Source organism: Sulfitobacter sp. W027 (assembly GCF_025143985.1).
In the GTDB taxonomy this organism is placed as follows: domain Bacteria; phylum Pseudomonadota; class Alphaproteobacteria; order Rhodobacterales; family Rhodobacteraceae; genus Sulfitobacter.
In genome coordinates, this window is record NZ_CP083564.1 from 461533 (window position 1) to 476429 (window position 14897).

Here is a 14897-nt window from a genome sequence, read left to right on the forward strand (position 1 = left end):
TTCAGACTTCGGCGACATGCTGATCGAACAGCTTTCGCGCGCGTTGCCAGACGGCATTGTCCGTTTCTGGCAGGGCCCGCAGCGTTGGCAACAACTGGCTAGCAAAATCTTCCGAGCTTTCGCGCGGCAGCATTGAGGGCAGGTTGTCGATGGCCATGACATCCAGCGGCGGAGTGTCATGCACGCGCAGCGCTGGCACCGCCCAAGTGGTCGCGCGGTCATAGACCTGCACCGGGTTGAAGGCGCTGTCGGGGTCGCAGGCAATGTCACCAATCACGCGCAGGGCGCGCTCGGCCTTGGGGGCGTCAGGGTGGACGAAGGCCGGAGTGTCCGGGCCCGCGAGGATGCAATTGAAGAAATAGGCGTGGTCGAGAATTTCCGGGAACGGCCCGCCATGGGTGGTCTCTGCCATGTCCCAGCAGGTGACTGGGATGCGCAGAGCCGCGCAAAGATCGCTGGCCCCACGGCCCACCCGGCCCAAGGCCCCGATGACCAGCGCGCGGTCGCCGCTTGCGTCAACCTGAGCGAGTTCTTCGGCCAGCGCGGCTTTTAGAGCTTCGGCGTCGGGGTAGGGCTGCACCGGGCCGCAGGTCTTGCCACGCAGTTGCGCGATGCGGCATTTAACGGAAATCGCAGCCCCGGCAAACCCGGCCCAATAGCCAAAGGCGGCAACGCGGCGGCCCGCGTCATCGGTCAAATACTCTAAATCCAGCAACGTGCCGCCACCCGCCTTGAACTGTTCCAGTAGTTTGCGGCCCGAGGATTGCCCCTTGTAGGCATGGCCGAACATGATGTGGGTATGCGGCAGGGGCGTGCCGTCTTCGGGCAGCTCCTTCAGGCCAAAGATCACCGCATCGCGCGGGGCGTCGGGCCAGCTATGCGCCGGAACGATCTCGCAGCCCGCCTGCGCATAGGCGGCGGTGGGGATCACGCGGCTGTCGCTGTCTTCGACGCTCACCTTCATGCCTAGGGCGATCAGCGCGGCAGCCCCTTCAGGTGTCAGCCCGGTGCGTGTCTCATTATCGCGCTGCTCGGCGCGGAGCCATAGATGGGTCATGCCAAGATCCCTTTCGCGCGAACGGCCTTGAGGCTGGCACGGTCTTCCATGCGGGCGGCGAAGGCATCGAGCCGTGGGTAAGCCGCGCGGTCGACCCCGTCACCGGCCAGCCATCCCGAGACGACAAAGAGATAGGGATCGGCCAGCGACAGGGCATCGCCCGCAACGAAGTCACCTCGGAAGGCGTGGTTTTCGATATAGGCCGCGCAATCGGCCATGGTCTGCGGCACCTTGGCTTTCATATCGTCAAAACTGGATTGCTGATCGGCCCAGCGGTGGCCGCGCATCTTATGAGCATGGGCCACATGCATGGTCGAGGCGAGGTAGTACATCACCCCGCGCATATGGGCCGCGAGTTCAGGGTCAGCCGGGACCAGCGCCGCCTCGGGCGCGCGGGCGGCGACATAGTCCAACAGCGCGCCAGTCTCGGTCAGGGCGCTGCCCGCTTCGGTCACGAGGGTCGGCACCCGGCCCTTGGGGTTCAGCGCCAGATAGGGCGCGGCGGTCTGTTCGGCGGCGGCGAAATCGACCTTCACCGGCTCATAGGCCAGCCCCGCTTCTTCGAGGGCGATGGCGACGGCGACCGAGATCGTGCCGGGGGCGTAGTGAAGTTTCAGCATGGGTCAGCCTTTCGCGGGCGAGGGGGTTACATATGCGTTTGTGCAAGGCGGCGGTCGGGCCGGTCAAGATGTGGCACAGCGTTGAACAGCACGGGCGACCAATGCCCGCCGATGGGAAAGAGCCGGTGCATCGAGGTATGCATGATCGCCAGCGCCAAACGCGCCATGGCCGGGATGCCCACGCCCATGGCCTGCGCCATCGCTAAAGAAATCAGCCCGCCCGAAGTCACCACCAGCGCCGGGCCTTCACCTTCGGCAATTTCAGCCAGAGCCGATTGCACCCGCGTTTCAAAGTTCTCATAGGTTTCGGGCGTGTCGGCAAGCTTGCCCGCTTTCCAATAGTCAAAGACCTGCGGCAGGTGATGCACAAACTCGCCCGCGCGGGGAAAGGGCACCTTGTGCTGCTGCTCCATCAGATTGGCGAGGGTGAAATACTCCAACTCGTTCAGCCGTGCGTCGCGAATGGGTTCCAGCCCGGTGTTCATCCCCTCCGCCGTCTCGATGTGGCGGGTCAACGTGCCGGTATAAAGCCGCGTGTGGTGGGTTTCACTCTGGCGCAAATGGTCGCCCAGCCACGCGGCCTGCTCATGACCCAGCGGGCTGAGGCGGTCATAGCTTAACTCGTCCTTGGCGGTGGAATTGGCTTGGCCGTGGCGGATCAGGGTAATGTGGGACATCAAAGGGCTTTCACTGTTCGCCCAAGTGATAGGGCAGCTTGTCGGGCCATACAATGCAATGCACCGCCGCGGCGTTTATCCGTGACGGGGTGTCGGGATTGGCCCCTGACAAGGGCCGAGTTTTGCTTATAGTTTGGGCAATAGCTAGCGGGAGGGGCAGCCATGGCCGAGAGGATCACATTCACGCTTGATGGGCAAACCGTTGAGGCAGAGGCTGGCATGACCATTTGGGAAGTGGCCAATGGTCGGGGTCTTAAAATCCCGCATCTGTGTCACAAGCCCGCCCCCGGCTACCGCCCCGACGGCAACTGCCGCGCCTGTATGGTCGAGATCGAAGGAGAGCGGGTGCTGGCGGCCTCCTGCATCCGCGAGCCTGCCGAGGGGATGGTCGTCACCACCAACAATGCGCGCGCCGAGAATGCCCGCAAAATGGTGATGGAGCTGCTGCTGGCCGACCAACCCGCGCAGGAGGTGGCGCATGACAAATCGAGCCATATGCGCGAAATGGCGGCGCTGAATGGCGTGGAAGAAAGCCGTTTCCCGAAGTTGGAGCGCGACCGTGTGCCGCTTCTCGACGACACCCATGTCGCGATGCGCGTGAACCTCGACGCTTGCATCCAGTGCAACCTCTGCGTCCGCGCCTGCCGGGAGGTGCAGGTCAACGATGTGATCGGCATGGCCGGGCGAGGCCATGACGCCTACCCGGTCTTCGACATCGACGATCCGATGGGGGCCTCGACCTGCGTTGCCTGCGGCGAATGCGTGCAGGCTTGCCCAACGGGCGCGTTGATGCCCGCCACGGTGGTGGACGCGGCGCAGGTGGGCGACTCGGCGGATTACGACAATGAGGTCGCCAGCGTCTGCCCCTTCTGCGGCGTCGGTTGTCAGATTTCGCTCAAGGTGAAGGACAATAAAGTCAAATACGTCGAAGGCATCAACGGCCCGGCGAACGAAGGGCGGCTCTGCGTCAAGGGGCGCTTTGGCTTTGACTATATCCACCACGATCACCGCCTGACCAAACCGCTGATCCGCCGCGAGGACGCGCCCGCCAAAGGGCTGAATGTCGATCCGGGCAATTGGGGCGAGGTGTTCCGCGAGGCCACATGGGACGAGGCGCTGGATTTCGCAGCACAGGGCCTCAAGGGGCGCGGGCGCGAGGTGGCGGGCTTTGGCAGTGCGAAATGCACCAATGAAGAAGCCTATCTGTTCCAGAAAATGATCCGTCAGGGCTTTGGCCATAACAACGTCGATCACTGCACGCGGCTCTGCCACGCCTCATCCGTGGCAGCGCTGATGGAGAACGTCGGATCGGGCGCTGTCACGGCGACCTTCAACGAGATCGAAAACGCCGATGTGGCCATCGTCATCGGCGCGAACCCGGTTGAGAACCACCCCGTCGCCGCGACCTATTTCAAGCAATTCACCAAACGCGGTGGCAAGCTGATCGTGATGGACCCCCGCGGTGTGGGGCTGCGTCGTTTCGCCAGCCATATGCTTCAATTCCGCCCTGGAACCGATGTGTCGATGCTCAATGCGATCATGCATGTGATCGTCGAAGAAGGGCTGTATGACGCGCAATATATCGCGGCCTATACCGAGAATTGGGAGGCCGAAAAGGCGCACCTAAAGGACTTCAGCCCCGAAAGAATGGCCCCGATCTGCGGTATCGAAGCCGAAGTGCTGCGCGATGTGGCGCGGACCTTCGCGGGGGCCAATGCGGCAATGATCTTCTGGGGCATGGGGGTGAGCCAGCACATCCATGGCACCGACAATTCGCGTTGCCTGATCTCTCTTGCGCTGATGACCGGCCAGATTGGACGCCCCGGCGCTGGGCTGCATCCGCTTCGGGGGCAGAACAACGTGCAGGGCGCGTCGGATGCGGGCCTCATTCCGATGTTCCTGCCCGATTACCAGCCGGTGGAGGACGACGGCGTGCGCTCGGCCTTTACCGAGGTCTGGGGTTCGGGCGATTTCAGCGCCGAGAAGGGGCTGACCGTGACCGAGATCATGGATGCGGTGCATGATGGGGACATCAAGGCGATGTATGTGCTGGGGGAAAACCCGGCGATGTCGGACCCCGATGTCGACCATGCGCGCGATGCGCTGGCAAAGCTGGATCACCTTGTGGTGCAGGATATTTTCCTGACTGAGACGGCGAATTACGCCGATGTGATCCTCCCCGCCAGCGCCTTTGCTGAAAAGACTGGTACGGTGACCAACACCAACCGTCAGGTCCAAATGGGCCGCCCGGCGGTGACACCACCCGGCGAAGCGCGGGAGGATTGGTGGATCGAAGTGGAACTGGCCAAGCGGCTGGGGCTGGACTGGAGCTATGAAAGCCCGGCGGATGTCTTTGCCGAGATGAAGCTGAACATGAAGTCCTTCGACAACATCACATGGGACCGTCTGGCGCGCGAGAATGCAGTGACCTACCCGTCACTGAGCGCAGATGATCCGGGGCAGGCAATTGTCTTTGGCGAGGGCTTCCCGCGCCCTGAGGGCCGGGCCAAATTCACCCCTGCCTCAATTGTGGCGCCCGATGATGTGCCGGATGCGGACTACCCGATGATACTGACGACCGGGCGGCAGTTGGAACATTGGCACACGGGCTCAATGACCCGCCGCTCCAAGGTGCTGGACGGATTGGAGCCGGAGGCGAACTGCTCACTTCATCCGTCAACCCTACGCCGTCTTGGGGTGGCTCCGGGCGAACATGTGCGACTCTCTACCAAACGCGGCAGTATCGAGATCATGGCCCGGGAAGACCGCGCCGTGGCCCCCGATATGGTTTTCCTCCCCTTCGCCTATGTCGAAGCGGCGGCGAATATTCTGACCAATCCAGCGGTTGACCCTTACGGCAAGATCCCGGAGTTTAAATTCTCTGCCGTCAGGGTGGAAGCGGCGAAAGAGGCCGTCGCCGCCGAGTAAGGAAAGTACCGAGAAATGAAGATTGATGCCGCGCGATTTCTGAAGGATTTGCACGATCTGCGTGCCATTGGTGCGGCAGGGGTGGGTAAGGGCGTGGTGCGCCCGGCCTATTCCGCCGCCGATGTAGAGGCGCGGGAGTGGCTTGCGGGCCGGATGCGCGAGGCGGGGCTCAAGATCGAAGTCGATGCGATGGGCAACCTCTTTGGCCTGGCAGAGGGGCCCTCGATCCTGTTGGGGTCGCATTCCGACAGCCAACCCGAGGGGGGCTGGCTGGATGGTGCCTTGGGCGTGATCGCGGCGCTCGAAGTCGCCCGCGCGACGCGTGAGACCGGGGGCCCCGCGGTATCGGTCGTGTCGTTCCAAGATGAAGAGGGGCGCTTTGGCGTGACCACCGGTTCGACCGTTTGGTCCGGCGCCTTGGATCAGACGGAGGCTGACGGTCTCACCGATCACGCCGGGGTCAGCTTGGCCGAGGCGCGCGAGGCGATGGCGGGCATGGTGACTGGTCCGGTCGATCCGGCGCAGTTCACCGGCTATATCGAGTTGCACATCGAACAGGGGCCGACCTTGGATGATAGCGGAGAGCAGATTGGCGTGGTCAGCGACATCGTTGGTATTCGCGACATGAAGGTGACTTTTGAAGGCCAGCAGAACCACGCAGGCACCACGCCGATGGCGGTGCGCCGCGATGCCTTTCAGGCGGTGTCTGAGTTCAACAGCCTGCTGAACGACCGGCTGCGCAATGTGGTGACGCCGACCACGGTCTGGACCATTGGCCATGTCAGCCTGCATCCCAATGCGTCATCCATCGTGCCGGGCAAGGCGGTGTTCTCGATGCAGTGGCGGGACGGCGACAGTGACCGTCTGGGGCGGATGGAAGCGATCATCCGCGAGACCGCCGAGGAGGTGGCCAAGTCTCGCGGGATGGACCTGACCTATGGCCCGATGCTGGGGCTGGAGCCTGAGGCGATGGATGCGCGATTGCAAGATGCGCTGGCCGAGGCGGCAGAGGCGGTGGCCCCCGGCAAATGGCGCAAGATGCCTTCGGGTGCCTTGCATGACGCAACCAATGTGGCGCGATTGATGCCCGTGGCGATGTTGTTCGCGCCCTCGATCAATGGGATCAGCCATGCCTTTGAAGAGGACACGGCGGAAGACGATCTGGTCGCGGCGGTTGAGGTGTTGGGGCGGGCCGTCGCGGCGCTTTAAGCGCCGTCAGTCCCAGTGCACATCGCCAAGGAAAATATAGCCCGCACCGTAGATCGTCTTGATCAGCTGCGGGTTCTTAGGGTCCTCGCCAAGCTTCGTCCGCAGCCGCGAGATGCGCACATCCATCGCCCGGTCAAAACTCTCGGAAGCTACGCCGCCGAGTGTTTCTTGCATCTGCGCGCGGCTGATCAGGCGTTTCGGAGCGTCGAGGAACAGGCGCAGCACCTCGCCTTCGGCATGGGAGAAGGTGACCTCGGTCCCCTGTGCATCCTGCAAGACATAGCGGTCGAAATGCGCGGTCCAGCCGTTAAACCGCGCGGTGGTGCCGGCCTGTGGCGTCGGTTTGGCGCTGCGTAGGCGGGCGCGGATGCGGGCGACCACTTCGGCAGGATCGAAGGGTTTGATGATGTAATCATCGGCGCCCAGTTCCAGCCCCGTCACTCGGTCCTGCACCTGTGCGCGGCCTGAGATGATGATCACGATCGCGCCTTGTTCCAGCGCTAACCGGTGCACCAGCGTCAGACCGTCGGTGTCAGGCAGGCTGAGATCGACAAGGCAGACATCGGGGGTATGGGTGGCCAGTGCGGCTTCAAAAGCCCGCGCGCGACCAAAGCTGAGTGTGTCGAAGCCCGCTTCCTCAAGCGTGTCCGACAGCATGCTGCGGATTTCAGGCTCGTCATCCAGAATGGTAACCAGCGGGCGCGGGGCGGTATCACGGCTCATGGGGCGGTGGCTTTCAATGGGGCGATCAGCGACAAAAGCGCGTCGGCGTCAAAAGGTTTGCGCAGCACCGGCGCGAGGGTCTGCGCCTCGACAAACAGTGGGTGATCAGCGGGTAGGGAGGTCATCAGCAACAGCGGCAGGCTGCTGCCGACACGGCGGGCAAGGTCGATGCCAGTGCCTTCGCCGGTGAGTTGGATGTCCGAGAGGACAAGGGTGATGTCGGGCAGATCGGCAATCAGCGCCGTGGCTTCATCGGCGCTGGTGGCCTCGATCACCGAATGGCCTTGATCCATCAGCATGTCCCGCACCACAGCGCGAATGTCGGTGGTGTCTTCGACCAGCAAAACCAGCCCCGTGGTGGCAGGCACAGCAGCGCGGTAGGGCAAGCGCAGGCTGATCTGTGCGCCGCCTTCGGGTGCATTGCTCAGCCGCAGATCGCCGCCTGCGGATTTGGTCATGTCATAGACCATCGACAGACCCAGCCCCGATCCTTCGCTGCCCTTGGTGGTGAAAAACGGTTCAACCCCGCGTTCCAGTGCCGAAGGCGAGAAGCCCGGTCCGGTGTCATGGATCACCCATTCGATCCAAGTGTCATGCACTAGCCGTTGGGTCAGTGTGATCGTGCCCTGCGCGCCGCAGGCGTCGCGTGCGTTAAGGATGAGGTTCAAAAGCGCATCCTGCACCCGGCCTTTGTCGAGCAGCACCGACCCCTCCGGCGCGTCATTGCGCACCACCAGCGCGCATTTCGGGGGCAGGGTCGGGGCGGCGAGGGTCGAAAGCTCGTTCAGCAGGTCGGCGATATCGGTGGCCGCCGGGCGCAGGGCGCGGGGTTCGGTCACATCGGCGATGGAGCTGAGCAACGTGCCGCCCCGTCGTGCGGCCGCAAGCGTGCCTTCGACCAATTCGCCCGCTTGCGGCGGCATGTCGGGCAGGCGGGCAAGTTTCGATTGCATCCCAAGAATGATGGTCAAAAGGTTTGAGAAATCATGCGCCAGCCCAGAGATCATCCGAGAGGCCAACTCGCGTTTCAGCGTCTGTTGCAGGGCGACACGGGTCTGGGTTTCCTCGGTGATGTCCATTGACAGGATATAGACCCCGCCGCGCCCATCGGGGGTGAAGGCACCGCGTATCCGCCGGGCAGAGGCGTCATGGGTAAATTCGATCACCGCCGGGCTGCCCGCGTAGGCTTGGGTCAGCGCGGGTTTGATCCGCGCATAGGCAGAGGCCCCAAGCGCGTCGCTGATGTGCAGACCGTAGATATTGCTGGGCCGTCCCGGCATCACACTGCTGAGGCGGCGGTTGGAATAGATATAGCGGCCATTCTCGTCCACATGGGCGATATGCGCAGGCATCATCTCGGTCGTCAAACGGGTGCGGGCTTCGCTTTCGGTGACCTGCCGTTTGGCTTCTTCCAGCGCCGTGATCGTCGCTTCGAGCTTGCGGTTGCTGGCGGCAAGTTGTTCGGCATGGGAGAGCAGTTGGTCGCTCAACGCATCGGACCGCGCGCGCAACAGCGCCTCTTGCCGCTTGGTGTTGGTGATGTCGGTATAGACCGTGACCCAGCCGCCTTGCGGCAGGGGGGAACCTTCGACGCTGATGGTGCGCCCATTGGCGCGGGTGCGCTCCATATAATGCGGTACGAAGGCGCGGGCCTGCTCCACACGTTCGGCCACAAAGGCATCGACATCGCCGACTTCCCCATATTCGCCGGTCCCGGCGAGATGGCGGATCGTATCCTCAAAGGGGGCGCCGGGGGTGACCAGCGCATCGGGCAGATCGAACATCGATTGAAACGGCGCATTGCAGACCGCGAGGCGCAGATCACTATCATAGATGGTTAGCGCCTGAGCTATCAGGTTCAGACCGGCATGGGTCAGCGCTTTGGTTTGGTCTTCGGTGATCTGCATTGGCATCCTTTCGCATAGGGCTAGCATCGCACGGGCGAAAGGCAAAGAGCCGCGCGCAAATCGCGCTTGACCTTCTTGCGCTGGAGGCCCTGAGAAGCGCGACAAATGAAACGCGAAAGGCAGAGCATGAACAAGAAAATCGGAGTGGCGGCATTGGCTGGAGTGGCCGCAATTGGCGGGTATCTTTGGTGGAGTGGCCAAGAGAGCCCTGCGCCCACTGCCAGCGGGGAGGCTATGGTGACAGTGACCCTACCGGATAGCCTGAGCGAAGGGGCGCAGATCGGCGCGCGCGCCTTTGAAGCGAAATGCGCGGCCTGTCACGGGATCAACGCCGCCGGGCGCGAAGGCGCAGGCCCACCGCTGATCCATAAAATTTATGAGCCCAGCCATCATGGCGACGGGGCCTTCATGGTTGCAGCGACCAATGGCGTGCGTCAGCATCACTGGTCTTTCGGCAATATGCCCCCGGTCGAAGGGATCACCCCGGCAGAGATCAAATCCATCGTGAGCTATGTGCGCGAGGTGCAGCGCGCCAACGGCATCGACTAGCCGCGAAGGCGACTAAATCGCGCTGTAACAATTCGTTAGGATTCGGAAAAGATCAGGAAAAAGTTGACCCCCACACCTAAGACAACGTCACTTGTGAGATCATAGAATCGCACAAGCGATCGAACCCGCCGGGGAGGGCGGGCATGGGAGGAAGACAATTTGGCTAAGCCGCTGACGCGTGCCGACGGACCTCAGTCCGTGCCGGCGCTGTTGCACCGCAACGCAAGTGAATTCGCAAACGCCCCCGCCTATCGGGAGAAGGAATACGGGATCTGGCAAAGCTGGACCTGGTCGCAGACCCGTGACGAGGTTGAGGCGCTGGCACTCGGGTTCTTGGAGTTGGGTCTGAACGAGGGCGATTTTGTCGCCGTTATTGGCCGCAACCGGCCAACTCTCTATTGGGCAATGATGGCCGCACAGATGGCCGGGGCCGTGCCGGTGCCGCTGTACCAAGACGCCAATGCCGAAGAGATGGCCTATGTCATGGGCCACTGTGGCGCACGTTTTGCCGTCGTGGGCGATCAGGAGCAGGTCGACAAGATCATCGAAGTGCAAAGTCAGTTGCCCGACTTTGAGCGGATGATCTACCTCGATCCGCGTGGCTTGCGCAAATACGACCATTCCAAGCTCGACCAATACAGCGCTGTGCAGGAATTGGGCCGCGCCAACCGCGAGAAGCATATCGCTGAGCTTGAGGCGCGTCAGGCCAAGCTGAATTATGATTCCACCGGCGTGATGCTTTACACCTCAGGCACCACCGGCAAGCCCAAGGGCGTGGTGCTGTCCAACCGCAACGTGATCGAGACGGCGAAATCCTCCTCCGAGTTCGACAATCTGCGCCGCGATGATGAAATCCTCGCCTATCTGCCGATGGCATGGGTCGGCGATTTCATCTTTTCCGTGGGTCAAGCGCTTTGGACCGGGTTCTGCACCAACTGCCCCGAAAGCGCCGAGACAATGCATGTCGATCTGCGTGAAATCGGGCCGACCTATTACTTCGCCCCGCCGCGGGTGTTCGAGACGCAGCTCACTTCCGTCATGATCCGCATGGAAGACGCGAGCCGGTTCAAGAAGTGGCTCTTCGACACCTTCATGGCCCATGCCCGCAAGGTCGGCCCCGCCATTCTGGACGGCAAGAAGGTGTCCTTCATGGACCGCGCGAAATATGCGTTGGGCGAGTTGATGATCTATGGCCCGCTGAAGAACACGCTTGGCTTCAGCCGCGTCCGCGTGGGCTATACCGCCGGTGAGGCGATCGGGCCGGAGATTTTCGATTTCTACCGCTCGCTTGGCATCAACCTAAAACAGCTCTACGGCCAGACCGAGGCGACGGTGTTCATCACCGCGCAGCCCGATGGCGAGGTGCGCAGCGACACCGTGGGCGTGACCTGCCCGGGCGTGGAGCTGAAGATCGCGGACAATGGCGAGGTCTTCTACCGCTCGCCTGGCGTTTTTGTGGAATATTACAAGAACCCCGAAAGCACCGCCGACACCAAAGATGCCGAAGGCTGGGTCGCCACCGGCGACGCGGGCTTCATTGAGGAGGGAAGCGGCCACCTGCGCATCATCGACCGCGCCAAGGATGTGGGCCAGATGGCCGACGGGCGGCTCTTTGCGCCGAAATATGTGGAGAACAAGCTGAAGTTCTTCCCGAACATTCTGGAGACCGTGGTCTTTGGCAACAAGCGCAGCGAATGCACCGCCTTTATCAACATCGACCTCACGGCGGTGGGCAACTGGGCCGAGCGCAACAACATCGGCTACGCCTCCTACCAGGAACTGGCGCGGCATCCGCAGGTGATGGACACAATTCAAAGCCATGTGGAAGAGGTGAACCGCTCGGTCGCGGAAGACGAGATGCTCTCGGGCTGTCAGGTGCACCGCTTTGTCGTGTTGCACAAAGAACTCGACGCCGACGACGGTGAATTGACCCGCACCCGCAAAGTGCGCCGCAAGATCATCGAAGAGAAATACGCCGACATTATCGCAGCGCTCTATGACGGCTCCAAACAGGTCAGCACCGAGACGGAAGTGACCTATGAGGATGGGCGCAAAGGCTCGATCAAGGCGACACTCGAAATTCGCGAAGCTGCCGTGCAGCCGACCAGCCACCAGATGGCGGCGGAATGAGCGTGGCGCAGGCGAGCGGCGGACAGCCCGGAACTATGGAAAGGGACAGCGTGAAAGATCAGGCTGACAGCTATGTCACCGACGACGGCCGCACCATTGGCCCCACGGTGATGGAGATGAAAAACATCACCCTGCGCTTTGGCGGTGTGGAAGCGATCAAGGACATTTCCTTCGACATCCGCGAGGGCGAAATCCGCGCGATCATCGGGCCGAACGGGGCGGGGAAGTCCTCGATGCTCAATGTGATTAGCGGCTTCTATGTCCCGCAAGAGGGCGAGGTCTGGTACAAGGGCGCACGCCGTCCGCCGATGAAGCCGTTTGAGGTGGCCCAGCAGGGCATCGCACGGACCTTTCAGAATATCGCGCTGTTCGAGGGCATGTCGGTGCTTGACAACGTCATGACGGGCCGTCTGACCCAGATGAAATCAGGGCTGCTGGCGCAGTCGATCTGGAAGGGCAAGGCCGAGCGCGAAGAAATCGAAAACCGCGAAATTGCCGAGAAGGTCATCGACTTTCTGGAAATCCAAGCGATCCGCAAGACGCCGGTGGCGCGTCTGCCCTACGGTCTGAAGAAACGCGTTGAACTGGCCCGCGCCTTGGCGGCGGAGCCGACGATCCTGCTGCTCGATGAGCCGATGGCGGGCATGAACGTCGAGGAAAAAGAGGACATGTCCCGCTTCATCCTCGATGTGAATGACGAGTTTGGCACCACCATCGCGCTGATTGAGCACGATATGGGCGTGGTCATGGACCTCAGCGACCGCGTGGTCGTGATGGACTATGGCCGCAAGATCGGTGACGGCTCGCCGCATGACGTGCGCAATAACCAAGAGGTGATCGACGCCTATCTCGGGGTGGCGCATGACTGAGCGCCGCACCATCACCCGCAATGACACAGCCGTTCTGACTTTGGGGAGGGCCAATGATGCCTGAGCAACTGGCGTTTACAATCGAAGTCTTCATGAACGGGCTGATGGCCGGGGTGCTCTACGCGCTCGTGGCGCTTGGCTTCGTGCTGATCTACAAGGCTTCGGGCATTTTTAACTATGCCCAAGGCGTCATGGCGCTCTTTGCCGCGCTGACGCTGGTCGGGATCATGGAGGGGCAGGTGCCCTTCAGCCATCTGATCAACGCCATCCTCGGCACCGAAGTACATCACTTCGGCTGGCATGTGCCTGCCTTCCTCGCCATCGTGTTGACGATGATCGTGATGATCGTGCTGGCCTATTGCGTGCAACGTTTCGTGTTCCGCTACCTTGTGGGACAAGAGCCGATCATCCTCTTTATGGCGACCATCGGTCTGGCCTATTTCCTCGAAGGTGTCGGCGACCTGATGTGGGGGTCCGAGATTAAGACGCTCGATGTCGGTCTGCCGCAGGGCATCAACGTCTGGATTGATGAGTTCACTTTTGAGGCCACCGGCTACGGGTTCTTTATCGACAACCTCGATATCGTGGCCTCCATCGTCGCGGCGATCCTTGTGATCGGACTGGTGATGTTTGCGCAATACACCAAACAGGGCCGCGCCATGCGGGCCGTGGCGGACGACCATCAGGCCGCACTTTCGGTTGGTGTCTCGCTCAACTTCATCTGGATCTTGGTCTGGTCGCTGGCGGGCTTTGTCGCGCTGGTTGCGGGCATCATGTGGGGCGCTAAATCGGGCGTGCAGTTCTCGCTGTCGCTGATCGCGCTGAAGGCGCTGCCGGTGCTGATGCTGGGCGGCTTCACCTCGATCCCCGGCGCGATTGTCGGCGGGCTGATCATCGGTGTGGGCGAGAAACTCTTTGAGTTTCTGATCGGTGCCCCCTTCCTTGGCGGCGCGACCGAGAACTGGTTCGCCTATATGCTGGCGCTGGTCTTCCTCGTCTTCCGCCCGCAGGGCCTGTTTGGGGAGAAGATCATTGAGCGCGTTTGATACAGGCATGATGCGCCGCTGTGCATCCAACGACACAAAGATCGCAGAAGGGAAATCAGTCTAATGTTCTATCGTGAAGCAGGCGATTTCAGCACGACATACGCCGAAGACCAGCAGACCTTTCCGATCAAGTTCGACCGCTATCGCTACTATGTGGTGCTCTTTGTCGCGATCTTTGTCATTCCATTTTTGGTCAATGACTACTGGGTGAACTCGCTGTTCCTGCCCTTTTTGATCTACGCCATTGCGGCGATCGGGTTGAACATCCTTGTGGGCTATTGCGGGCAGGTGAGCCTCGGCACCGGCGGTTTCATGGCGGTGGGCGCCTATGCCTGCTACAAGCTGATGACGGCGTTTCCCGATGTCAGCATGTTCATTCATGTGCTGTTGGCCGGGGTGATCACTGCGGCAGTTGGGGCGCTGTTTGGTCTGCCGTCTTTGCGGATCAAAGGGTTCTATCTCGCCGTGGCCACGCTGGCGGCGCAGTTCTTCCTTGTCTGGCTGTTTAACCGGGTGCCGTGGTTCTACAACTACTCCGCTTCGGGCCAGATCAGCGCGCCTGAGCGCGACACCTTTGGCATCCTGATCACCGGGCCAAGTGCCGATGCTTGGGCGACCTATATGTTCTGCCTGATCTTCACCGTCGGGAGTGCGCTGGTGGCGCGCAACCTGACGCGCGGCTCTGTGGGCCGCAAATGGATGGCGATCCGCGACATGGACATCGCGGCCGAGATCATCGGAGTGAACCCGCTGCGGGCGAAATTGACGGCCTTTGCGGTCAGTTCCTTCTTCATCGGCATCTCCGGCGCGCTGTTCTTTTCGATCTATCTGGGCGCGGTTGAAGTCGGCGAAGCCTTTGGCATCCAGAAAAGCTTCTTGGTGCTCTTCATGATCATCATCGGCGGCTTGGGCAGCATCTTTGGCAGCTTTGCTGGGGCGGCGTTCCTTGTGTTGCTGCCGGTGCTGCTGAAGATCGTCGGCGTCGACTGGCTGGGCTGGCCCACGGATATCGTGGCGCATTTGCAGCTTGTGATCGTCGGCGGGTTGATCATCATCTTCCTGATCGCAGAACCCCACGGGCTGGCGCAGCTCTGGCGCGTTGCCAAGGAAAAACTGAGATTGTGGCCCTTCCCGCACTAAGGGGGCGCCACGAGAATTGAGGCGGGGGGAGGAAACCCGGCC

12 protein-coding genes are annotated in these 14897 nt (G+C 61.7%); 7 read left to right on the forward strand and 5 right to left on the reverse strand.

Translation table 11 applies throughout. From position 1 onward, the window contains the following. Window position 1: 1 nt before the first annotated feature. From K3759_RS02280 to K3759_RS02290, 3 genes are read right to left on the reverse strand one after another with little or no spacing between them, the layout of a single operon-like run. Complete coding sequence (locus K3759_RS02280; RefSeq protein ID WP_259984137.1) at window positions 2-1057, reverse strand: saccharopine dehydrogenase; 1056 nt, start codon at window positions 1055-1057, stop codon at window positions 2-4. After that, window positions 1054-1677: a glutathione S-transferase family protein gene (locus K3759_RS02285; protein ID WP_259984138.1), complete on the reverse strand. Its 624-nt coding sequence runs from the start codon at window positions 1675-1677 to the stop codon at window positions 1054-1056. The genes K3759_RS02280 and K3759_RS02285 overlap by 4 nt, the downstream gene beginning before the upstream one ends. Window positions 1678-1703: 26 nt before the next feature. Continuing rightward, complete coding sequence (locus K3759_RS02290) at window positions 1704-2354, reverse strand: histidine phosphatase family protein (RefSeq protein ID WP_259984139.1); 651 nt, start codon at window positions 2352-2354, stop codon at window positions 1704-1706. A gap of 162 nt (window positions 2355-2516) precedes the next feature. On the opposite strand from K3759_RS02290, the gene fdhF reads away from it, so the two are divergent. Both fdhF and K3759_RS02300 read left to right on the forward strand, forming a co-directional pair. Continuing rightward, entirely contained in the window at window positions 2517-5282 is a 2766-nt protein-coding gene (fdhF, locus tag K3759_RS02295; RefSeq protein WP_259984141.1) for a formate dehydrogenase subunit alpha, read from the forward strand. Window positions 5283-5297: 15 nt separating this feature from the next. Beyond that, entirely contained in the window at window positions 5298-6491 is a 1194-nt protein-coding gene (locus K3759_RS02300) for a Zn-dependent hydrolase (protein ID WP_259984143.1), read from the forward strand. Between the two features lie 6 nt (window positions 6492-6497). Here K3759_RS02300 and K3759_RS02305 read toward each other — a convergent pair whose 3' ends face one another. Both K3759_RS02305 and K3759_RS02310 read right to left on the reverse strand, forming a co-directional pair. Further along, window positions 6498-7214, reverse strand: a complete 717-nt coding sequence (locus K3759_RS02305; RefSeq protein ID WP_259984145.1) for a response regulator transcription factor — start codon at window positions 7212-7214, stop codon at window positions 6498-6500. Beyond that, window positions 7211-9121 carry a PAS-domain containing protein gene (locus K3759_RS02310; RefSeq protein WP_259984146.1) on the reverse strand — a complete coding sequence of 637 codons (1911 nt, stop codon included), beginning with the start codon at window positions 9119-9121 and terminating at the stop codon, window positions 7211-7213. The genes K3759_RS02305 and K3759_RS02310 overlap by 4 nt, the downstream gene beginning before the upstream one ends. Window positions 9122-9247: 126 nt before the next feature. On the opposite strand from K3759_RS02310, the gene K3759_RS02315 reads away from it, so the two are divergent. The 5 genes from K3759_RS02315 to K3759_RS02335 all read left to right on the forward strand — a co-directional run bounded on the left by K3759_RS02315 (window position 9248) and on the right by K3759_RS02335 (window position 14855). After that, window positions 9248-9670, forward strand: coding sequence for a cytochrome c (locus K3759_RS02315; protein WP_259984148.1), 423 nt, complete (start codon window positions 9248-9250; stop codon window positions 9668-9670). 159 nt (window positions 9671-9829) lie between these two features. Then, on the forward strand, window positions 9830-11800 hold the full coding sequence (locus K3759_RS02320) for an AMP-binding protein (RefSeq protein WP_259984150.1): 1971 nt from the start codon (window positions 9830-9832) through the stop codon (window positions 11798-11800). Between the two features lie 50 nt (window positions 11801-11850). Next, entirely contained in the window at window positions 11851-12669 is an 819-nt protein-coding gene (locus K3759_RS02325) for an ABC transporter ATP-binding protein (protein ID WP_259984152.1), read from the forward strand. A 56-nt stretch (window positions 12670-12725) separates the two neighbouring features. Next, entirely contained in the window at window positions 12726-13715 is a 990-nt protein-coding gene (locus tag K3759_RS02330; RefSeq protein WP_243262196.1) for a branched-chain amino acid ABC transporter permease, read from the forward strand. Window positions 13716-13778: 63 nt separating this feature from the next. Further along, a complete protein-coding gene (locus tag K3759_RS02335; protein ID WP_259984154.1) occupies window positions 13779-14855 on the forward strand; it encodes a branched-chain amino acid ABC transporter permease in 1077 nt (358 codons plus the stop codon). Window positions 14856-14897 lie beyond the last annotated feature (42 nt).